This window comes from Clostridium grantii DSM 8605 (assembly GCF_900129965.1).
GTDB classification, from domain to species: domain Bacteria; phylum Bacillota; class Clostridia; order Clostridiales; family Clostridiaceae; genus Clostridium_AF; species Clostridium_AF grantii.
Window position 1 is genome coordinate 1 of record NZ_FQXM01000025.1, and the last position, 22209, is coordinate 22209.

General features: G+C 30.1%; 16 protein-coding genes. 13 read left to right on the forward strand and 3 right to left on the reverse strand.

Annotation, left to right across the window (positions count from 1 at the left end; translation table 11 throughout):
• The 8 genes from BUB83_RS16815 to BUB83_RS16850 form a co-directional block, all read left to right on the forward strand.
• The coding region (locus tag BUB83_RS16815) for a beta-barrel domain-containing protein (RefSeq protein WP_143160582.1) at positions 1–879 on the forward strand (879 nt) is incomplete at its 5' end.
• Positions 880–1014: 135 nt separating this feature from the next.
• Positions 1015–4446, forward strand: coding sequence for a S8 family peptidase (locus BUB83_RS16820; RefSeq protein WP_159434110.1), 3432 nt, complete (start codon positions 1015–1017; stop codon positions 4444–4446).
• Between the two features lie 124 nt (positions 4447–4570).
• Positions 4571–5236, forward strand: coding sequence for a TVP38/TMEM64 family protein (locus BUB83_RS16825; protein WP_073339904.1), 666 nt, complete (start codon positions 4571–4573; stop codon positions 5234–5236).
• 91 nt (positions 5237–5327) lie between these two features.
• Positions 5328–6695, forward strand: coding sequence for a peptidoglycan-binding protein (locus BUB83_RS16830; RefSeq protein WP_073339906.1), 1368 nt, complete (start codon positions 5328–5330; stop codon positions 6693–6695).
• Positions 6696–6890: 195 nt separating this feature from the next.
• Positions 6891–8210, forward strand: coding sequence for a xylose isomerase (gene xylA / locus BUB83_RS16835; protein ID WP_073339909.1), 1320 nt, complete (start codon positions 6891–6893; stop codon positions 8208–8210).
• 85 nt (positions 8211–8295) lie between these two features.
• Positions 8296–9501, forward strand: coding sequence for an ROK family transcriptional regulator (locus BUB83_RS16840; protein ID WP_073339911.1), 1206 nt, complete (start codon positions 8296–8298; stop codon positions 9499–9501).
• Positions 9502–9519: 18 nt separating this feature from the next.
• Positions 9520–11034 (forward strand): xylulokinase, encoded by a 1515-nt coding sequence (xylB, locus tag BUB83_RS16845; protein WP_073339914.1) that lies wholly within the window; start codon positions 9520–9522, stop codon positions 11032–11034.
• Positions 11035–11389: 355 nt separating this feature from the next.
• Positions 11390–12406, forward strand: a complete 1017-nt coding sequence (locus tag BUB83_RS16850) for an EamA family transporter (protein WP_073339916.1) — start codon at positions 11390–11392, stop codon at positions 12404–12406.
• Between the two features lie 70 nt (positions 12407–12476).
• On the opposite strand, the gene BUB83_RS16855 is transcribed toward BUB83_RS16850, so the two are convergent.
• Positions 12477–14267, reverse strand: a complete 1791-nt coding sequence (locus BUB83_RS16855) for a SpoIID/LytB domain-containing protein (protein WP_073339919.1) — start codon at positions 14265–14267, stop codon at positions 12477–12479.
• A gap of 145 nt (positions 14268–14412) precedes the next feature.
• Between BUB83_RS16855 and BUB83_RS16860 the strand changes: the two genes are divergently transcribed.
• From BUB83_RS16860 to BUB83_RS16875, 4 genes are read left to right on the forward strand one after another with little or no spacing between them, the layout of a single operon-like run.
• The gene (locus tag BUB83_RS16860; RefSeq protein WP_073339921.1) at positions 14413–14916 is read left to right on the forward strand and encodes a GNAT family N-acetyltransferase; all 504 of its coding nucleotides are present in this window, start codon (positions 14413–14415) and stop codon (positions 14914–14916) included.
• Positions 14917–14950: 34 nt separating this feature from the next.
• Positions 14951–15814 carry an aldose 1-epimerase family protein gene (locus tag BUB83_RS16865; protein ID WP_073339923.1) on the forward strand — a complete coding sequence of 288 codons (864 nt, stop codon included), beginning with the start codon at positions 14951–14953 and terminating at the stop codon, positions 15812–15814.
• 52 nt (positions 15815–15866) lie between these two features.
• Entirely contained in the window at positions 15867–16862 is a 996-nt protein-coding gene (locus tag BUB83_RS16870) for an NADH:flavin oxidoreductase (protein WP_073339926.1), read from the forward strand.
• Positions 16863–16875: 13 nt separating this feature from the next.
• Entirely contained in the window at positions 16876–18903 is a 2028-nt protein-coding gene (locus BUB83_RS16875) for a penicillin-binding transpeptidase domain-containing protein (protein ID WP_073339929.1), read from the forward strand.
• An 84-nt stretch (positions 18904–18987) separates the two neighbouring features.
• On the opposite strand, the gene BUB83_RS16880 is transcribed toward BUB83_RS16875, so the two are convergent.
• Both BUB83_RS16880 and BUB83_RS16885 read right to left on the reverse strand, forming a co-directional pair.
• Positions 18988–19878: a radical SAM protein gene (locus BUB83_RS16880; RefSeq protein WP_073340012.1), complete on the reverse strand. Its 891-nt coding sequence runs from the start codon at positions 19876–19878 to the stop codon at positions 18988–18990.
• Positions 19879–19929: 51 nt separating this feature from the next.
• A complete protein-coding gene (locus BUB83_RS16885; RefSeq protein WP_073339932.1) occupies positions 19930–21000 on the reverse strand; it encodes a YkvI family membrane protein in 1071 nt (356 codons plus the stop codon).
• Positions 21001–21135: 135 nt separating this feature from the next.
• Here BUB83_RS16885 and BUB83_RS16890 point away from each other — a divergent pair, with 135 nt between their 5' ends.
• Positions 21136–22197 (forward strand): hypothetical protein, encoded by a 1062-nt coding sequence (locus BUB83_RS16890; protein WP_073339934.1) that lies wholly within the window; start codon positions 21136–21138, stop codon positions 22195–22197.
• Positions 22198–22209 lie beyond the last annotated feature (12 nt).

Below are 22209 nucleotides of genomic sequence, written 5' to 3' on the forward strand. Positions count from 1 at the left end.
AATAATTTAATAGTACAAGCACAAGATAATTATGATACTCTGAAAAAAACTTACGATGAATACCAAAGTTCATTAAAGGTAGAAGCAGAAGAAAATGCTGAAAGTTCAGCTACCACCACTAGTACAAGTGCCACATCTGAAGCTCCAACTGAGAAACAGTTAGAAACAGCCTTAAAAGCTATAGATTCAGCAAAATCAGATTTAGCTAATTATAAAAATGGCTTTATTCTAAGCATAAAAACCTCTTTAGCTGAAAGTAAAACTGCTTTAAATTCTGTAAATAATAATATAAATACATTAGATAATACAAATTCATTATCTGAGGATAAAACAAAGATTGGTTATATGGTTCAAATAAATGATCAAATAAATAGCTGTGAAGATAGTTTGAAACAACTAAAGGATAATTTGGATAGTACAAATCAAAAAATAGAAAGTTGTACTATAAAAGCAGAATGTACTGGAACTATAAATACTTTATCAGAAGTAAATAAAGGAGATATATTGCAAGCAGCAACACAGGTAGCAACAATTCTACCTAATGAATCAAACCATAAAGTTATGTTATATATTTCAAATAAAGATATTGCTAATATAAAATTAAATCAAGAAATAAAATATAATTTCTTAGCTTTACCTTATAAAGAATACGGATATGTAACAGGAAAGATTGTAAAAATCAGTGCTGATACCACTATGGATAACGAATCAGGAAATAGCTACTATATAGCAGAAGGTTTAGTGGATAAAAATATTCTAGAAAACCATAAAAATGAAAAATCCGAATTAAAAACTGGAATGTTATGTAATGCTGAGGTGATAACTAGAGATGAAAAGCTATTGTATTATTTGCTTGAAAAAATAAATCTTAAAGACTGATAAATAATTATAAAAAAAACTCCTTTTGATAATAACTTGTACAACAAGATATTACAAAAGGAGTTTTTCTATTAAAACATAGTTACTTGAAACCAATCATATTATGTAATAATAATAAGCTTTAGGAGTAGTGTTTTGAAAAAGTTAGATGGATTATTAGATTTGCTACAAAATGTCCCAGGTGAAATTCTTAATAAGATTGCAGAGTTCTCCAATAATGATGAAATAATTAAAGGCAACATAGAGCTGATTTCTTTGAGTGGTAGCGATGCTGATATTGTAAAAATTAAAATTGAAGCATTAGGTGGAAATTTTGAGGATTTAGGGTATGGATTTGGAATAATTACTTTAGATTTTAAAGACTTAGATAAAGTTTCTTCTATTGAAGAAATACAATATCTTGAGCTACCTAAAACATTATATACTTCAAATTTTGAAAGTAATAGAGAAATTTGCGCAGTGGCAGTTTGGGACTTGTATCAGGTAACGGGAAAGGGAGTTTTAGTAGGCTTTATAGATTCTGGAATAGATTATACTCATCCAGCTTTTATGAACAAAGAGGGTGGAACTAGGATTGATTATATTTATGATCTTTCTCAAGGAAAGAAAGTTTGGGATAAAGTTGATATAGATAAAGCTTTATTATCCAAAGATCCTTATTCAATTGTTCCTGAAATAGATGCAAATGGGCACGGAACTCATATTGCAGGTATAGCTTGTGCAGGTGGGAATATAGAAAAAACTTATTATGGCGCTGCTTATGAGGCTAGTATTGCCATGGTTAAAATGACTGGAGTGGGGAAAGCTGATTTTGGTAAAAGTACTCAACTTATGAGAGGAATAAAGTTTCTAATAGATAAAAGTAAGCTTTTAAATAAACCACTGGTAATAAGTTTAAGTTTTAGTACCAATGACGGAGCTCATAATAGAAGCAGCTTACTAGAAAAATATATTAGTACGGTGTGTAGTTTAGAAAGAATAAATTTTGTGGTGGCTGCAGGAAATGAAGGGGACAGGGCTCATCATGTAGGAGGAACTTTAAGAGAAAGTCAAAATATTTCCTTTGTAATGGCACAGGATGAAAGAACTCTTATCTTACAATTTTATAAGAATTTTTTAGATGATATAAGTATTGAGATTAAATCTCCAATGGGACTTTTAACTGGAAAAATACAAATTAACAGAACTTATATTGAAGGAAATTTAGGTCAGGATAATTATTTTATTTATAATAGTGGGCCTAAACCTTTTGATATTAATGGAGAAATTTTAATAAGTTTTGTTTCTGGAGAGGGTTATCTAACACCTGGTAATTGGGAAATAAATATTTATAATGAAGGCACTACTTCAGGCACTTTTGATATCTGGATGCCAGTGGCAGAGGGGTTAAATATAAATACAAAGTTTTTAAAACCTGATGCTTATAATACCTTAGGAATACCAGCTACTGTGGTGAATGTGATTTCAGTAGGAAGTTATAATTATAATTCAGATTCTTTGTCTAGCTTTTCAGGTAGAGGAAAATTACTAGGAGAAAAACCAGATATTATGGCTCCAGGAGAAAATATTATAGCCCCTATTCCAGGTGGGTTTTATGATGCTTTATCAGGAACATCTATGGCAGCACCTCATGTAGCAGGTGGGGTAGCATTACTTGTGGAATGGGGAATTGTTAAAGGTAATGATGCTTTTATGTACGGGGATAGATTGAAATACTATTTATTAAAAGGGGCAGCTCGGAATAGAAAAGATGTAAAATATCCAGGTCCATTATGGGGATATGGAGAATTATGCGTAAAAGGGGGTTTAGATTTGGCTAACTTAAATCGAAATAATAGAGAAAGCTTACCACCAAGTAGTAAGGATTTTAATAAATACTTTTTTGATGAAAAGTATGGAAATTTTATTATTGAATATGAGGGAGATATAGCTAAAGTATTTGAAGGAATAGATTTTGGCGCTGTATTTGAACTAGATGAAAGATATGCAGTAGCTTTTGTAGACAATAGTAAAAGTTATGATTTTTTTATTAGTACCACAGAAATAGTTTATATAGAAGAACCATCTATTTTTACACTTTCACAACTGTCTCCTATAGATGTTGCCAATATTTCTAGTTTTCATAATAATCCAAATTTTACGTTGAGAGGACAAGGAGTAATAGTTGGAATAATTGATACTGGTATTGATTATTTAAATGATGAATTTATTTATGAAGATGATACTACAAGAATTATAAATATTTGGGACCAAAGTATAGAAGGAGAGGGGTCAGCTAGTGTATTTGGTGTAGGAAAAGAATATACTAGGGAAGAAATTAATGAAGCAATAAAAGTTAAACAAAATGGTGGAGATCCATACACGGTGGTTAGAAGCAGAGATACTAATGGCCATGGTACTGCTATGGCAGGAATTGTAGGTGCTAGAGGTAAAAATCCAGAGGTGGTAGGAGCAGCTCCAGATAGTGAATTTCTTATAGTTAAAATGAGAGGAGCAAAAAAATCAATTTTAAAAGAAGAAGGGGTAGGAGAATTAGAAATACCTACTTATTGTAGTGCGGAATTGGTATTAGGTATAAAATACTTATATAACAAAGCTAGAGAATTAAGAAAACCTTTAGTTATATTATTGCCAGTTGAGACTAATAAAGGGGCTCATGATGGAAGTTCTATCATTGAAAGATATATAGATGAAATATCTAAAGTTAGGGGCTTGGCAGTAGTAACTGGAGCAGGTAATGAAGGAGCAGGAGATATACATGCTTCAGGTAGAATTGCAAGAACAGGAGAACAACAAGTCATAGAACTTAAAGTTGATCCATTTCAAAATAACTTGAAATTTCAAATATGGTGCAAACAACCAGATAAAGTTTCTCTTGGAATTGTATCACCTTCAGGAGAAGTTATAGATAGAATACCCGCTAAGCTTAATGAAAAAGAAATAATTAAATTAGTATATGAAGGAAGCGTAATTACTGTGGATTATTCATTACCTGAAGAAATAACAGGGGATGAAAAAATAACCATAAGAATACAAAATATAAGAGCGGGTATATGGAATTTTAAATTGTATGGAGATTATATTGTAAATGGAAGATATGATGCCTGGTTGCCTCAACGGGTTCTATTAAAAGAAGGAACTAGGTTTATCAATCCATCTCAAAATGTAACACTAACTGTGCCTTCTACCAGTGAAAAAGTTATTACGGCCGCTTATTATAATCAAAACGCCAATACGCAGGTGTCAGATTCGGGAAGAGGATTTACAAGAGAGGGATTAGTAAAACCGGATATTGCAGCCGGTGGGGTAAATGTTAAAACAATATCTAATGATGGAGGAACCACCACAATAACAGGAAGCAGTGCAGCGGCAGCAGTAACAGCAGGTGCTTGTGCTCAACTATTAGAATGGGGAATAGTGAAAGGAAATGATCCAACTATGTATTCCACAAAGATAAAAACCTATCTTATAAGAGGAGCGCAGCAAAGACCGGGGGATGTTTATCCTAATAGAACTTGGGGATATGGGATGCTCGATATGAAAGGGGTATTTCAGGAGATAAGATAGCGTGATATTAATTATTAAACAATAATAATTTGACATAAAAAATCAAATAACATACAATTATCTTGTAAGACTTTACTATAAGCTTACAAGATTTTTTTATAAACTAATCTAAGGAAGTGATTAAATGAAAAACAAATATACGAAAAGTATAATGATATTAATTATAATAATAATTGTTATTTTGTTATTAAAATTTTTAGGAGTCTTTAATTATTTAAATTTAGAAAATGTAAATGAAATAAACAAATGGATAAATAGTTTTGGATTCTTTGGTCCTTTAGTATATATATTAATTTATATAGCAGTTTGCTTATTTTTCTTGCCAGGAGTGCCTATTACTATTATTGGAGCCTTAGCTTTTGGACCTATTTGGGGAACGGTTTGGGTATCTATTGGGTCTACTTTAGGAGCGGCATTATCATTTTTGGTAGGGAGATTTGTTGCTAGGGATATGGTGAGTAAGTGGGTAAATTCAAATCCACAATTAAAGAAAATAGATGAAGGTGTTGATAAACAAGGGTGGAGAATGCTTATGATTACTAGATTAGTACCTATTTTCCCTTTTAATCTTCAAAATTATGTTTATGGTCTTACTAAAATAAATTTTTTCACTTATGTATTGGTTTCATGGATATGTATGATACCGGGGACAATTGCTTATACCTTCGCAGCAGGAGCGATTATTAATGGGGGCAATATAAAAAACACTTTTATTTATCTAGGAATAGCAGCTGTAGCTTTTGTAGGATTATCTTTTTTACCTAAAGTATTTAAAAACAATAGAATATAGAATTGAACCAACAACTTATAGGATTTTCTTTCACCTTTAAAATAAACACTTCATATTATAAAGAGTGAAATAATATTCTAAGGAGTTTTATATGGCAAAGGGAAGACTTCAGATAAAGGCTTTAAAAGGTGAATCTTATGTTCCTATAGAAGGAGCAAAAATCACAATAATTCAGGACAAAGTGGATAGTGGTAAAATCGAAAAAACTACTATCAGTAACTCATCAGGCGCAACAGAAGAATTAGAATTAAACACTCCCCCTTTAGAGAATTCTCAGAATCCTAGCGATTTATTGCCTTACGGATTTTGTGATATTAGGGTAGAAGCAAGTAATTTTGTTCCATTAATTATAAAGGGATGTCAGTTATATCCTGATACTTTAGCAGTACAAGAATGTAAATTAATAGCATCAACTGCAAGAAATAATGGCACTAGAGAAGTAAAAGAAACGGAAATAGTAAATATTCAACCAAATACATTGGTAGGTAAGTATCCTCCTAAGATTCCGGAAGATCCAAACAAAATACTTCCACCACCAACTGGCGGAGTTGTGTTACCAGAACCAGTGGTTCCGGGGCTTATAGTTGTACATGCTGGAAGTCCAGAAGATCCATCAGCACCAAATTATACAATTCCATTCAAAGATTATATAAAAAATGTAGCATCATGCGAAATATTTGCTACTTGGCCTGAAACAACAATTAGAGCAAATGTTTATTGTATTTTATCTTTTACATTAAATAGAATTTATACAGAATGGTATAGGGGAAAAGGAAAAGTTTATGATATTACCAGTTCCACTGCCTATGACCATGCTTTTTCTTATGGAAGAAATATTTATTCAAACATTAGTCGAATTGTGGATGATATATTCTCAACTTATTTACAAAGACCAGGAAGAAAACAACCGTTACTTACTCAGTATTGTGATGGGCAAAAGGTTCAATGCCCTGGTTGGCTAACACAATGGGGTAGCAAATATTTGGGAGATGAAGGAAAAGTTCCATACGAAATACTAACTAATTTTTACGGACCAAATCTTGAATTTAAGACAGCTAAAAAAGTGGAAGGAATTCCAATGTCTTACCCGGGATATATTTTAAAGCTTGGCTCAAGTGGAGAACCTGTTAGAACAATACAGAAATATTTAAACAGAATAGCTGTAGATTATCCAGCCATCCCAAAACAAATAGTAGATGGGGTGTATGGACAAAAAACAAAAGATGCAGTAAATACATTTCAAGGGATATTTTATTTGCCAACCACTGGGGTGGTAAACTATCCAACCTGGTATTCTATATCTGATATTTATGTGGCAGTTACTAAAATTGCTGAATTGCAAAGTAGAAGTTCTAGGCAAATTGTACAAACTAGAAAAGTTATTAGTAAGGGTGTTTTTGTTCCTCCAACACCTTATATAGATTTTTTTACACCATCAATATACTATCCCAAAAACTAGAAAACTAGCAAGAAATTCTTGCTAGTTTTTTCTTTAAAAACTTTTTAAAATAATTTTAAAAACTACTTGAATAAGAAAAAACTTTGTGATAATATTAAATCAAGAAAACAATTACATATTACTTGGAAAAATTGCACACCAACTTTTTTCTTTAAGGTAATGTAGTTTATTATGATAATAAAGGAGTGTTAAATAATGAGAGAATATTTTCCTAATGTAGCTAAAGTTAAATTTGAAGGTAGAGATTCAAAAAATTTATTTGCTTTTAAGTATTATAATCCAGATGAAGTAGTTGGCGACAAAACTATGAAAGAACATTTGAGATATACATTATCATATTGGCATACATTAACAGGTGGAGGATCAGATCCTTTTGGTTCAGCTACAATGTTGAGACCTTGGGATGATGCTGAAACATCTATAGAAATGGCAAAACAAAGATTAGAAGCTTCTTTTGAATTGATGGATAAATTAGATATTGAATACTTTGCATTCCATGATAGAGATATTGCACCAGAAGGTAAAACTTTAGCAGAATCTAATGCTATCTTAGATGAGATTATTGATTATTGTGAAGAATTAATGAAAAAATATGATAAAAAACTTTTATGGGGAACAGCTAATTTATTCTCTAACCCAAGATTTGTACATGGAGCATCTACATCATGTAACGCAGATATTTTTGCTTTCTCAGCAGCTCAAATTAAGAAAGCTATGGAAATAACTAAAAGATTAGGTGGAAAAAACTATGTATTCTGGGGTGGTAGAGAAGGTTATGAAACTCTATTAAATACAGATATGAAATTAGAGCAAGATAATTTAGCAAGACTTTTAAAAATGTCTGTGGATTATGCAAAAGAAATTGGTTTTGAAGGACAATTTTTAATTGAGCCAAAACCAAAAGAGCCTACAAAGCATCAATATGATTTTGATGTTGCAACAGTTATGGGATTCTTGAAAAATTATGGTTTAGATAAAGACTTTAAAGTAAATATAGAAGCAAACCATGCTACTTTAGCACAACATACTTTCCAACATGAAGTGCACTTAGCAAGAATTAATGGTATTTTAGGTAGCCTTGACGTAAATCAAGGAGATCCAATGTTGGGATGGGATACTGACCAATTCCCTACAAATATTTACGATGCAGTTCTTGTTATGTATGAAGTATTAAAGAATGGTGGTATTCAGCCAGGTGGATTGAACTTTGATGCCAAAGTTAGAAGAGCTTCTTTTGAACCAGAAGATTTATTCTTAGCTTACATCGCTGGAATGGATACATTTGCAAAAGGATTACAAATTGCTCAAAAACTTCTTGATGGTGAGGAACTTGAAACTTTTGTTAAAGAAAGATATTCAAGCTACACTGAAGGAATTGGAGCTCAAATAGTTGAAGGTAGTGTTGGTTTTAAAGAATTAGAAGCTTATGCTTTAGGAAATACTGAAATAGTTAATAAATCTGGAAGACAAGAAATGTTAGAAGGACTAGTTAATCAATATATTTACAATAGCTAAAGTGTTTCTAGCATAGAAAAGCAATCTATAATATAATGTAGGGATGGGATACTTCCCTACATTATATTAGATTAGTGGTGATAAGATGGAAATTTTAGATCAAAGTAAAATAAAAACTAATAATAAAAAAAGAGTAATAAAGCTACTTTCCGAAGAAAGAAGTTTAACTAAAAATAAAGTTGCTAAAATTCTAGATATAAGTATTCCAACAGTAACAACAATTGTGAACGAATTGATGTTGGAGGGAATATGTCAAGAGGGTGGAACAGCTACCTCTACTGGAGGTAGAAAGCCAGTTATAATCGAGTTTCTACCAGATTCTAGATATTCAATCGGTGTAGAACTTAGAAAGAAATATATAAAAGTCATTCTTACTAACTTAGATAGTAAGATTATTTCGTACATAAAAAGTGATTTAAATGTAATTGATGGGGATATTGTGATAAACAGTATTCAAGAAAATATTGATAAAATACTTTGCGAATCGGGCATCGACAAAGAAAAAGTGTTGGGTATGGGAATATCTCTTCCGGGAACAATAAATGAAAAAGATTTAAAACTTGAAGTTGCTGCAAATTTTCGTTTGAAGAACCTTGAATTTAAACAACTACAAGAGTATTTTAATATACCGGTATATTTAGAAAATGAGGCAAATGCAGGAGCACTAGGAGAATTTATATTAGGAGCTGCAAGAGATTTGAAAAATTTCATATATATATCTGTAACAGAAGGTATTGGTGGTGGACTTATAATTGATAAAAAGATTTATAAGGGTAAAGACCATCGTGCCGGAGAGATAGGACATATGACTATAAATAAACATGGAAGACAGTGTAATTGTGGTAAAAAAGGTTGCTGGGAAACATATGCATCAACTAGGGCATTATTAAACACGTTTAATGATGCTTTAAGTGAAATTAATAAAGATGAAATAATTGAATATAAAATTAGCTTAAAAGAAATTATAAATAAATATAATGATAAAGATGATATAGCAATAAAAATTATTCATGAATATATTGAAGATTTAGCATTAGGAATGCAAAATCTCATGTATATATTCAATCCAGATAATATTGTCATTGGTGGAGATATAAGTGTGTACGAAGAAAGTTTGTTAAAAAGAATTAAGAAAAAGGTTTATGAGAATAATGAATTTTATTCAGAAGAAGATGTGAGAATTCAATTTTCTAAATTAAAAGATGACTCTAATGTTGTAGGAGCGTCAATACTACCAATTAATGAAAGTTTTGGGTTTGGAAAAATATCTTCAGAAATAAATCTTAATTAAAATTGTGAGGTGTATTATATGAATTTTTTAGGAGTTGATTTAGGAACTTCTTCAGTTAAAATCGTAATTATGGACAAACAGGGAAACATTGTAGATAGCATTTCAAAAGAATATCCTGTATATTTTCCCAAAAACGGATGGGCTGAGCAAGAACCAACTGATTGGTGGAATGCAACTTTAAATGGAATAAAAGAATTAGTAGCTAAATCAGAAGTAGATGGAGAATCTATTAAAGGGATAGGATTTAGTGGTCAAATGCATGGATTAGTAATGTTAGATGAAGAAGGTAACTCTTTAAGACCAGCATTATTATGGTGTGACCAAAGAACTCAAGAAGAGTGTGATTATTTAAATAATGAAATAGGAAGAGAAAAAATCTCAAAGTATACAGGAAATATGGCTTTAACAGGATTTACAGCTCCAAAGGTTTTATGGGTTAAGAAGCATGAGAGAGAATTGTTTGATAAAGCAGCTCATATGTTATTACCAAAAGACTACATAAGCTATAAATTGACTGGTGAATTTGCTACAGATGTTTCTGATGCATCAGGTACTTTAATGTTCGATGTTGAGAACAGAACTTGGTCAAAAGAAATGATTGAGATACTTGGTATTGATGAAAAAGTTTTGCCTAAAATTTATGAATCTTGGGAAGTGACAGGCAAATTAACTAAAGAAGTAGCTGACTACACTGGGCTATCTGTGGATACCGTAGTAGTAGGCGGAGCAGGAGATCAAGCAGCAGGAGCAGTAGGTACTGGAACTGTTGATACTGGAATTGTATCAGTTGCTTTAGGAACTTCAGGGGTTGTATTTGCAAGTAGTGATAATTATTCTGTAGATGATAATAATAGATTGCATTCCTTCTGTCATGCCAATGGTAAATTTCATCAAATGGGAGTTATGTTATCAGCAGCTGCAAGTTTAAAGTGGTGGGTTGATAATGTAAATAAAGATGTTGATTTTGAAGGTTATGATGATTTATTCTTAAAATTAATTGATGAAGCTGATAAAGCTGAAATTGGTGGAAAAGGATTATTGTTCTTACCATATTTAATGGGAGAAAGAACTCCTCATAGTGATCCAGATGCTAGAGGAACTTTTATAGGAATGGGAATGACTCATGAAAGAGGACATATGACTAGAGCAATACTTGAAGGAGTGTGCTATGGTTTGAGAGATTCTCTTGAAATTCTAAGAGACTTAAATGTTCCAATAGAAGCTGTAAGAGTAAGTGGTGGTGGAGCTAAAAGCAAGCTTTGGAAACAAATTCTTGCAGATGTGTTTAATGTTAAGGTTCAAACTATTAATTCAAAAGAAGGCCCAGCATACGGTGGAGCAATACTTGCTGCAGTAGGATGTGGATTATATAATTCTGTTGATGAAGCTTGCGAAGCTTTAATAAAAGTTACTGAAACAGTGGAGCCTATTCAAGAAAATGTTGAGAAGTATAATGAATACTATAATGTTTATAAAGATATGTATGGTATTTTAAAAGATAGCTTTAAGAAAATTAGTATGTTGGATAAATAATTGTTATTTAAAGATATAGGATTCCCCCCAGGAAATCTAGAATCTATTTATAAATATTAATAATAAGCCATATCATAATGAAATTCATTGTGATATGGCTTGTTTTGTTATTTTTAGCTTTATTATAACGGTGTAAAATGTGATTTGAATTGTAGTAATAGGGATATTTTGTTACAAAATTATATTAGAATATATTGACAATGAAAACAAGTTATGTTATCTTATAATAGTGTTCAAATAATGAACGAAGTTGTTATAGGTTAATAGAGTTTACTAATATGGATTTAATAGAATTAACTAATAACTAAAAAGTAACTTTGAAATTATTATGTAAGAAAATGAGGAGAGTGTAGGAATGTTTAGTAAAAAGGGTAATTTTATAGGGTTAATGTCGGGGTTGACTTGGGCAGTATATACGGTAATATTATACACAGTATTAAATTTATATGTAAATGCAAAAGGAGATTTGTTAAGTTTAAAAGGGATTATGTTAATTTTAATTACAACTGTTTTGATTTCTTTAGTAGATTTGTTTTTTAATGTTGTATTTGAAATATTTGTGCTAAGTAAGAAAAATCTTATACATGAGTTTAAAAGTGTATTTTTTTCTAAGAATGGATTTAGAATAATTCCAGCAGCTATATTAGCAGGTCCATTTGGACTAATACCTTATGCAATCGTTAGTACTATTTCAGCACCGGTAGCAGGAGCATTTTCAGCATTATATCCTGTGGTAGGAGCTGTGGCATCCTATTTAGTTTTTAAAGAAAGATTGTCAAAACCAAAGATTATTGGAGGTATAATTGCTATTTTAGGTGTTATGGTAACATATCAATTACAAACAGTTAGTTTAGTTGTATATATAATAGCATTGATACCAGCTTTTGGGTGGGGATTAGAAGCTATTTTTGGTTATAAGTTAATAAAGGATGAGATAAATCCAATTGTAACAATTACCTTAAGACATATTTATTCATTTTTTATCTTAGGTATATGTTTAATAGTATTTTTGGTTTTCAGTGGAGAGTACTCATATATAATTAAATTTTATAGCGGAATTCAATTTTCGGAAGTGGCGTCAATTATGAATGTTGCATTCATATGGCCAGTTTTTGTATTAGGATCTTTCATAGGTGGAGCATCATATATTTTATGGTATGTTTCAATGAAGTATATAAGCGTAGCGCCTGCAATGATTTTAAATATTACTTACGTATTATGGATACCACTAATATTACTATTGCCACCTTTTTCACAACAAATTTCAACTAATGTTTTATTAGGGTGTATTATAGTTTTTCTTGGTACAAGTTTGGTTATAGTTGGAGATAATATAAAAGTTAGAACCAGTAAGGAAGTTATGGAAGGATAGATATATTTAGAAGACCTGATAGAGTTTGTGAACAGATATCTATCGGGTCTTCTATTTGCCTTAGATAAAATCAATATAGCTTTTCAAGTTCAGTATCTTTATAATAAATGCTCAAAATATGGTTATACTTATAACCGTTTTGGCTAAGATACATAGCACCATATTGGCTCATACCCACACCATGCCCAAATCCTCCACCGTAAACGGTGAAATTATTCTCTTTTTTTTCAACTGAAAAGAAAGAAGAGGGTAGAGTACTCCAAAGTTCTAGTTGTGAGCTATCTCTTCTTTCTATATTTATTGTAGAAGAAATTATATCAGCTCCATTGTTAAAGCACCTACGAATATTATTATCTTTTCTTATGTTTATAGTAACTTCTTTAAATATAAAAGAAATCTCTATAACATTACCGCCTTCACTTCTTTCTAAAACTATAATATCTTTTAACTCGCTTAATTCTGTAGGAAAATCATTTTTTTCTTTTCCGTTAGCAAAGATTTTCATATATTCTCTTGAATTTTCAAAATTATAAACAAGGCTTTTCTTAAAGATTTCTACCAATTCGCTTTGAGAAAAATTTATTTTCCATCTGAAGTAGGGGGAAAGACTATCATAGGATTGCAATTCTTCATTTTTATAGAAGTTCAACCAATCTTCTTCACTCATAGGTTTTAGTATTTTTGATTCCATAAAATTATTAGTAGTTAAATATGGGATGTTAGTAGGGTCGCTATCTAGTCTAAACCAAATATTATTAAAGTCTGCACCATAACCAGAAGAGGTGGAATAATATTTTGCATCAATAGGTTTGTTATTAAAAAGTAAAACTTGGCCCTCTGTTTCATTAACAGCTTGGGTTGTTAAATCTTTTAAGGGGGTATTATTATACACTTGGCACTTGGTGCTATCATCTACGTGAAAACCTAAATATGCATATCTGTTATTTAACATATCTGAAATTGCATAAGTTCGTGCAGCTACTGCTTGACATTTTAAGGAATCTAAACCTCCAGTAGTAGGCATCTCAGAAGGAACAACTCTTTTAAGATATTCTTCTGTTGCTAGTTCATTGATTAAGATAATACCCTTTGGTGTTGGATAAAGTTCTAGCGTATCAGTATAGTCTGCATTGAATTTTGGCCAACCTCTAGTTATTTCGTTAATGGTAAATTTAGTACCTATTAAATACGTTCTTTTATCAAATTGGTAGGGTTCTTTATCTGTGGTTATGAGGATGGATTCGGTATTGTATGTTACGGTCAACAAGGAATCTTTGGGCAAGTCTAGTTCTTTATTTTCTAGATAATTTATTAATTTTGTATCTTCAAGGCATTTGATAGTTAGATTTTCATGATAGATGGACTTAAAAGAATTATCAGAAATAGCCACTCTCATTTTTGAATAATTCATAGGATAAATCAAAAAGGTTTGAAGAAATCCATTTTTATTATAAAAGGTTTCAATATTTTCTTTACCTACAATCAAGTCTTTTGATGTGCATAAAGAAATTTCATTATTTTCATCTATTTTATAAAAATATGAAGATGTGTCTAAGGCTACAGAGCCTTCGTGTTCCAACTCGTAGGAATTTTCTTTTTTTACCATTATTCTTTCTTTGATTGGAATTTGTATTTCTAAGTTGTAGGTTTTAAAAAAGTTATAAGTACAATTTATAACTTGGTATTTTTCTAGAGAATTGCTAGTACTTCTTATATGTATAGACTTTCCGGTGTTTAAAATTTCATATTTGCCATTTGTAGTTTTTACATAAATGCCATTTTCTATGGTTTTTGGGTAAAATAAATACAATAAGATAAAAAATAAAATAATAAAAATACTTGGGTAGATAAATTTTTTCATAGAATTTCTCCTTCCATACTAATATAATTATAGTATATTGAATATTTTATACCATTAGAATTTTAAATTTTTTAAAATTTAAAATTGACGTTAGAGAATATGGTATATTATATTAGTATAAATTAGATTAGTAAAAGGAGTACAGATGGAAGAAGATAATGAAATATGGAAAATTTATAAAGAAAGTTTTCCGGAAAATCAACGTAGAAATGTACAAAACCAAAAAAGAATACAGAAAAATCCTTTATATAAGTTGCAACCGATATATCTTAAAGATAAAATAATTGCGTTTATTGCCCTTTGGGAATTTCAAAATTTTATTTTTGTGGAGCATTTTGCTGTAAAAAAAGAGTTTAGAGGAAAAGGATATGGAACAAAAATACTTAAAGAAACTATACAAAAATATTCTAAAAAAATAATTTTGGAAACAGAAAAACCAGATACTTTTTTAGCAGAAAAAAGAATTAAATTTTATGAAAATTTAAAATTCAATATTAATAAGTATGAATACTATCAACCAGCATATAATGAGAATACTGAAAGTGTGGAATTATACATAATGTCATATCCCAGTGAAATAAATCAGGTGGAATTTGAAGAAATTAGGGAAAAATTGTACAATGCAGTGTATGAGTATAAAACTCAGTAAACTATAAATAATGATAATAAGGAGTGTTACAATCATGATAGAAACAATAAAGAATGAATTTTTAAGTGTATCAGTTAAAAACCATGGAGCTGAACTTTGCAGTCTAAAATCCTTAAAAAATAATAAAGAATATTTATGGCAAGCAGATCCACAATATTGGGGAAAACACTCACCTATATTATTTCCTATAATAGGATTTTTAAAAGATAATGAATATATTTACCAAGGTAATAAGTATGAAATCTCAAAACATGGATTTGCAAGGGATTATGAATTTCAATTGGTAGAAAAACATGATAATATGCTTAAATATATTTTTAATAGTGATGAAAATACATTGAAAAAATATCCATTTAATTTTGAATTATACATAATTTATACCTTAAATGATGAGAAATTAGATATTTCTTATGAGGTGAAAAATAAAGATAACAAACAAATGTATTTTTCAATAGGCGCACATCCCGCTTTTAATTGCAATATTTATGAAGGAGATAAATATTTAGAATTCGAAGAAAAAGAAACTTTAGATAGTTATATTACAAATTTAAAAAATGGACTTATGGAAAAAGGCAAAAATCCAATTTTAGAAAATGAAAAAGAACTATTATTAACTTATGATTTATTTAAAGAAGATGCCCTTATTTTTGATAATATAAAATCAAATTCAATTTCTATAAGAGATGATAAAACAGGTGAAAAAGTAAAAGTTTCAATAAAAGGTTTTCCATATTTGGGAATTTGGACACCAGAAGCACCTTTTATTTGCATAGAACCCTGGTATGGATTACCTGATACTGTAGATTCAAATAAACAATTGAAGGATAAAATAGGAATAGAAAAATTAGAGGGTAACAAAACATTTAAAGCTAATTATCAAGTAGAAATTATTTGTTAAATGAGATTAATAAAATTACATTATTAAGTTTAAATAAAAGGAGTGCTTTCCAATGACGTATTTATTACAACCATTAACGACAGGAAATTTAACTTTGAAGAATCGTTTGATTATGCCGCCTATGGCTACTTCAAAAGCAGAAGTGGATGGAAAGGTAAGTAAAGAAATATTAGATTATTATGAAGAAAAATCAAAAGGTGGATATATATCTTTAATAATAATTGAACATAGTTTTATTATTCAAAGAGGTAAAGCAAATCATAATCAGCTTTCTGTAGCAGATAAAAGCATGTTAGAAGGGTTGAAACTTATTGCTGAAGTTATTCACAAAAATGGTTCAAAGGCTGTTATGCAAATAAATCATGCAGGAAGTGCTACTAATGAAGAAATCACAGGACTATATTCAGTGGGGCCTTCTGGGGTAGTTAATCCAAGAAGAGACATTCTTCCAAAGGAACTTACAGAGGAAGAAATACATCAGATAGTGTTAGAGTTTACTGATGCGGCTTTGTTGGTAAAAGAAGCAGGTTTTGATGGAGTGGAAATTCATTCTGCTCATGGATATTTGTTGAATCAATTTTTCTCGCCTTTAACTAATAAAAGAGAAGATCAGTATGGTGGAATAATTCAAAATAGAATTAAAATACATCTAGAAGTTATAAAATCTATTCGAAAAGCTGTTGGTAAAGATTTTACGGTTTTGTTGCGTTTAGGAGCAGCAGATTATTTAGAAGGTGGAACTACAATTGAAGATAGTAAAGTAGCGGCAATAGAATTTGAAAAAGCTGGAGTTGATATTCTAGATATTTCTGGTGGGTTCAATGGGTTCATGATTCTAGAAAACAATGAACAAGGATACTTTCAAGAACTTTCAAATGAAATTAAGAAGATTGTAAATATTCCAGTTATATTAACAGGTGGTATTACTGAACCAGAAGCGGCAGAAAAGTTATTGATGGATGAAAAGGCAGATTTGATAGGTGTTGGAAGAGCTATATATAAAGATTCGACTTGGGCTGAGAAAACTATTAAAAGTTTGAATTCTTAAACGGGGGTGTAAAATGAGAAAAATAGTTTCTGTTTTTATAGTGGCAAGCATACTAATAATATCATTAACTTCATGCTCGAAGGTTAAAAGCCCTATTGACGAAGTGAATGATTTTAATGAAATGTGGGCAAGAGCTGATTACAGTGGAATGTATAGCAAATTAGCTTTAGAGGATAAAAGTAAAATTACAGAAGAGCACTTCAATAAAGCCTATAAAGATTTTTATGAAGCAATAGAAGTGAAAAATGTAGCTATAGTAAATTTGGCTAATGATGAAGAATTAGAAGAAAAAATCAAAAAACAAGATAATATTACAATACCTATTAGTATACAAATTGAAACAACTTACGGACAGAAGAATTATAATAGAGATATAGTTTTAGTTAAAGAAAAGATTGAGGATAAGGAAATTTGGAATATTAAATGGGATTATCAAATGGTTTATGAGGGAATGGAACAAGGAGATACAGTTAAGCTATCTAATATTCTTCCTAAAAGAGGAAAAATATTAGATAGAAATGATAATACATTAGCTTTAAATGGTGAAATAATTCAAGTTGGAATAGTGCCAGGAAGGCTTGGAGATATGAAAGAAGAAGTAATAAGTGATTTGGCTAAAACTTTTAATATTTCAGAAGAGTATATTAATGGAAGGCTCAATCTTTCCTGGGTAAAAGATGATTCATTTGTAGATTTAATTAAAATTTCGGTCAGTGAGCAGCATTTAATTGATGAAATATATAATAAAAATAAAGGGGCAACTTATAAAGTATTAAATGATAGAGTTTATCCTTATGGAGAATTAGTAGCACATTTAACAGGTTATTTAGGATATATTAACGAAGAAGAATTAAAAATTCTTGAGCCTTTAGGATATACAGCTAACACTAAAGTTGGAAGAAATGGTTTGGAAAAAATATATGAAGAAAAATTAAGAGGAATACCAGGAAAAGTAATATCTATAATTGATAAAGATGGTAAGGATAAAGAAATTTTATTAGAAGAAAAAGTTAAAGATGGTGAAGATATTAAAGTAAGTATTGATATAAATAAGCAAGCAGAATTATTTACTCAATTAGGAGAAGAAGAAGGTACGGCTGCTTGTATGAATTATCAAACAGGTGAAGTTGTTGCTTTGGTAAGTAAGCCTTCTTACGATCCTAATCAGTTTATTTTAGGTATGAATACTGAAGAATACAATGAGTTAACAAATGATGAGAGGGAACCTTTGTTGAATAGATTCTCTAAAGTTTATGCACCAGGATCCAGCTTTAAGCCTATTACTTTAGCTATAGCTCTTAATGAAAAGGCGATAGATGCAACTTTTGCTATTGACGTTAAAGGCAAGGAATGGCAGAAAGATTCTTCTTGGGGAAATTATTTTGTAACTAGAGTTTCAGACTTAGGTACTATTGTAGATATAGAGAAAGCGATGATATATTCAGATAATATTTATTTTGCTCAAGTTGCTTTGGAAATTGGAAGTGAAATATTTTTACAAAAATCCAAGGAGTTTGGAATTGGGGAAGATTTGAGTTTAGCATATGGAATAGCAAAATCTCAACTGGCCACAAATGATACTATTTCAAAAGAAGAATTACTTGCAGATTCAGGATATGGACAAGGTCAAGTACAAATAAGTATATTGAATCTAACTAAAGCATATTCTACTTTTGCAAATAATGGGAATATAGTTGAACCAAGGTTAATTATGGATGGAAGCGAAATTAAAACTACCAATATTATTTCTGAGGAAGTTGCAAATCAAGTATTTGATTTGATGAAAAAAGTTGTTGAAGATAGTAGAGGAACGGCTCATGATGCTATGATAAGTGGAAAAGTTATAGCAGGAAAAACAGGAACAGCTGAAATTGGAGTTGAGACAGAAGAAAGTAATAAAAAAGAATTGGGTTGGTTTGCAGCCATTGATAAAAGTGATGAAACACCTTATATAACAGCTATGATGATTGAAAATGTAGAGGGTAGAGGTGGCAGTCATTTCGTAGTTCCTAAGGTGAGAGAATTTATTAAAAAATATTAAATTCAGATTATTTTTAGGGGAAAATATGATTATAAAAAATAAGAACTAAGTAGATTTAGATAATTCTACTTAGTTTTTTTATATTTAAAAATTATTTAAATTAAAATCAGGAATAAAACTTTCAGATGAGGTGCCTTCATCTTGTATAAAAACATTGTTTATATTGTTATCTAAGCAATGTTCGATTAGTGCATCGTAATGCTTGGGATTAAGTGGTTTATTAATTTCAGGGAAGTCACTACTATTAAAAGTGGGGGTATATTGATTCATAAGGCTTATATATACATTGTTACCATAAGTTTCATGAATATAATCAATAATTTTCTTTGAGTCAAATAATAACCCTGGAAGCATTAGGTGCCGTATTATAACACCATTTTGAAGTAGTCCTTTTTCATCCAAGTACAAGGAACCTACATTGGCATACATTTCTTTTATTGAATTTTTTGCAGTATTCAAATAATCATTTGAGTTAGAATATTTTATGGAGTATTTGTTATTAAAGTATTTAAAATCGGCTAGATAAATTTGAATATAATCTTTTAAGGCTTTTATGGTTTCTATATTTTCATAGCTATTGGTATTATAGACAATAGGAATATGTAATCCGGATTTTCTTGCTAATTTTATTGCCTCAACTATCTGTGGCACATAATGAGTAGGAGTTACTAAGTTTATATTATGTGCTTTCTTGGCTTGTTGAGATAGCATTATCTCAGTAAGGTCATTAATTGAAATCTCTTTTCCGTAACCATTGGTACTTATTTTACCATTTTGGCAATAAACACATTTCATATTACAATTAGAGAAAAATATAGTTCCAGACCCATTAGTTCCCGATATACAGGGTTCTTCCCAATGATGAAGAGAAACATGAGCAATCTTAATTTTCACGCCGCTATTGCAATAACCAGTTTGATTTTCAAGTCTATTTACACCACAATTCCGGGCACATAATTTACAATTCATTAGCATTTCATTGTAAGTTGTCTTGGGCATTATCTTCACCTCTTTTGAAAATTTTATCTATATATTCTTCTTAGGTTTTTTTATTTCATTTTTATAATAGAATACACCACATTGTAACATAAAAACAATACTTACAACTCCAAAGGCAGGGTAAATATATGTGATTAAGTTTACAAAGCCAAATTGAGAAATTGGGACTGCTAAGAGTAAAACAATGATAATAGATTTTTCATATGAAATGTTTAAAACATGAGAAAGAGTTTTTCCTAAACTATAAACATCTGAAACTTCAGTGGAAAACATTTCTAACCACATTATCATTAATAATAATATTTGTATGAAGGCTCCAAATCTATTAGCTATGTACAATAAAGGAATATCATATTTAAAAATATAAGGAACATTTAAAAGCAGCATGAAATTTAACATAAAAGCTATTACAGTTAGCACGGTTGCCCCTAAAAATATACCCCATTGTAATGTGCTTTTTTCTTTTAATTCAAAACTTAGAGGGACAAGTACACCACTACAAGATAAAATATTGAAGCCGGCATATAGAAGTGCAGAGCCAATCCAATTTGTTTTGAAATTTGGAATTGATTTTATGAAGGAGGAATTAACCATGTCTTTTGAAAAAAGCATATAAAGTATAAAAATAGTGGTTATTATAATTATTAATGAAGGAACAATAAATGAGTTGATTTCTATAAGCCCTTCGGTGTTCTTCATAAGAGTATAAAGTGATATTAAAAGCATTAGAACGATACCAAACCATTTGGATATGTGAAAATATTGATTAAATAAAGCACCACTTGCGGCCAAAATTATTGAGGCCCCACTTAAAAGAAACAAACCAGTTAATTTGTCTATTAAGAAACCTAAAAAACCTGGGCTAATTAATTTTATAAATTCGTTATATGAGGTTAATTTGTATTTTATACTTACGCTAACCGTAAAAAAACCCATTAGTATGTAAATTAGAAAACAAATTGTCAGACCATAAAAACTTTTATATCCATATCTGGTGAAAAACAAGGTGATTTCTTCTCCAGAGGCTAGTCCGGCACCTACAATGGTGCCTATGAAAACAGCAGCTAATTGAAAAGTGGTTAAAAGACTTTTTTTCATAAAACCCTCCATGAAAATAATATTCTTTATAAATATATAAAATTTTTATTAGAAAATGCATTATAAAATTAATTCTTTAGCACAAAATAATAATTGAAACCATTAAATAGTAAAACTAAAGTGAGGGAATTAGGTATGAGAAGAAGGTTAAGTGTAATTTTTATTATATTTTTATTGTTTTTCATAGCAGCTTGTAATAAGGAAACTGTTGAAAATGTTAAAAAGAAAGATGAATTTAGTATAGATGCAGCTGAAACAGTTGTAGAGGATTATTTAAAAAGTCTTATGTTAGGAGATCTAGAAAAAAGCAATAAACTATTAGAAGATAGTATTAAAACAAATTCTATTTTAGAAAACAACAATTCGGTTTCAATAAATGGATTTAGAATAGAAGAAACCAACGAATCAAATGATAGTGTTTTTTTTACAGTTAAAGTATCTCAACAGGATAAGGAAAGTTGCAATGCTTTATTATGGAATTACCTTATTAAGGTTAGAAAGACCAATATGGAGTATAAAATACAGGAGATAAATAATTCTTTATTTAGAGAAGTTATTAATTTTAAAGATTCATTAAGGATTAGGTTTCAGAATAGTGTAGATACTAATTTGCTTTTAGATATGGATGGGATAGGAAATTATACTTATTCAAAAGATGATAAAGGTAAGCTTTCTATGCAATCTATACCGAATAGTGAATTTTCAATAACTGCAATCAGCTACGGAGCACAATTAATTGCAATAACCACTGAGGATAAAAATGCATTTATTGGAATTGTTAGTGTGGATGAAACAATTCAAACACAAGGAGAGAGTACAGATGCATCTGAGGATGAAACAAGTAAAGGGATTAAAATAAAAGAAAAACCCATGGGCAAAACTTTAGTTTCTTGTGATTGGTTAAAAAATAGTATAGTAACAAAAACAGCCTTTTCTTTAGATGAGAAATATTTAGTAGCACAATATTCAACTATTGAAGGAAATATTTGTTTTAGGGTTTATTCTTCTGAATCAGGGGAAATGATTAAAATAAAGATTGAAGAAGAGTTTCCTTTAAATTCAGTGGATATTGAATTTGATGATTTTGAAGAAGGCGCTATTAATTTTTCAGTTAAAGATAAGAATGGGGCAGATCCAAAATATTTAGGTCAATGGGGAATAAATCTAAGAGAAATGATGCTTGAAAAGAAAAATTAAACTATCATAAGC

Coding starts and splice junctions, on each gene's coding strand:
- BUB83_RS16825 (WP_073339904.1), top strand. CDS start 4,571: ATGAAAAACAAATATACGAAAAGTATAATGATATTAATTATAATAATA.
- BUB83_RS16830 (WP_073339906.1), top strand. CDS start 5,328: ATGGCAAAGGGAAGACTTCAGATAAAGGCTTTAAAAGGTGAATCTTAT.
- xylA (WP_073339909.1), top strand. CDS start 6,891: ATGAGAGAATATTTTCCTAATGTAGCTAAAGTTAAATTTGAAGGTAGA.
- BUB83_RS16840 (WP_073339911.1), top strand. CDS start 8,296: ATGGAAATTTTAGATCAAAGTAAAATAAAAACTAATAATAAAAAAAGA.
- xylB (WP_073339914.1), top strand. CDS start 9,520: ATGAATTTTTTAGGAGTTGATTTAGGAACTTCTTCAGTTAAAATCGTA.
- BUB83_RS16850 (WP_073339916.1), top strand. CDS start 11,390: ATGTTTAGTAAAAAGGGTAATTTTATAGGGTTAATGTCGGGGTTGACT.
- BUB83_RS16855 (WP_073339919.1), bottom strand. CDS start 14,267: ATGAAAAAATTTATCTACCCAAGTATTTTTATTATTTTATTTTTTATC.
- BUB83_RS16860 (WP_073339921.1), top strand. CDS start 14,413: ATGGAAGAAGATAATGAAATATGGAAAATTTATAAAGAAAGTTTTCCG.
- BUB83_RS16865 (WP_073339923.1), top strand. CDS start 14,951: ATGATAGAAACAATAAAGAATGAATTTTTAAGTGTATCAGTTAAAAAC.
- BUB83_RS16870 (WP_073339926.1), top strand. CDS start 15,867: ATGACGTATTTATTACAACCATTAACGACAGGAAATTTAACTTTGAAG.
- BUB83_RS16875 (WP_073339929.1), top strand. CDS start 16,876: ATGAGAAAAATAGTTTCTGTTTTTATAGTGGCAAGCATACTAATAATA.
- BUB83_RS16880 (WP_073340012.1), bottom strand. CDS start 19,878: ATGCTAATGAATTGTAAATTATGTGCCCGGAATTGTGGTGTAAATAGA.
- BUB83_RS16885 (WP_073339932.1), bottom strand. CDS start 21,000: ATGAAAAAAAGTCTTTTAACCACTTTTCAATTAGCTGCTGTTTTCATA.
- BUB83_RS16890 (WP_073339934.1), top strand. CDS start 21,136: ATGAGAAGAAGGTTAAGTGTAATTTTTATTATATTTTTATTGTTTTTC.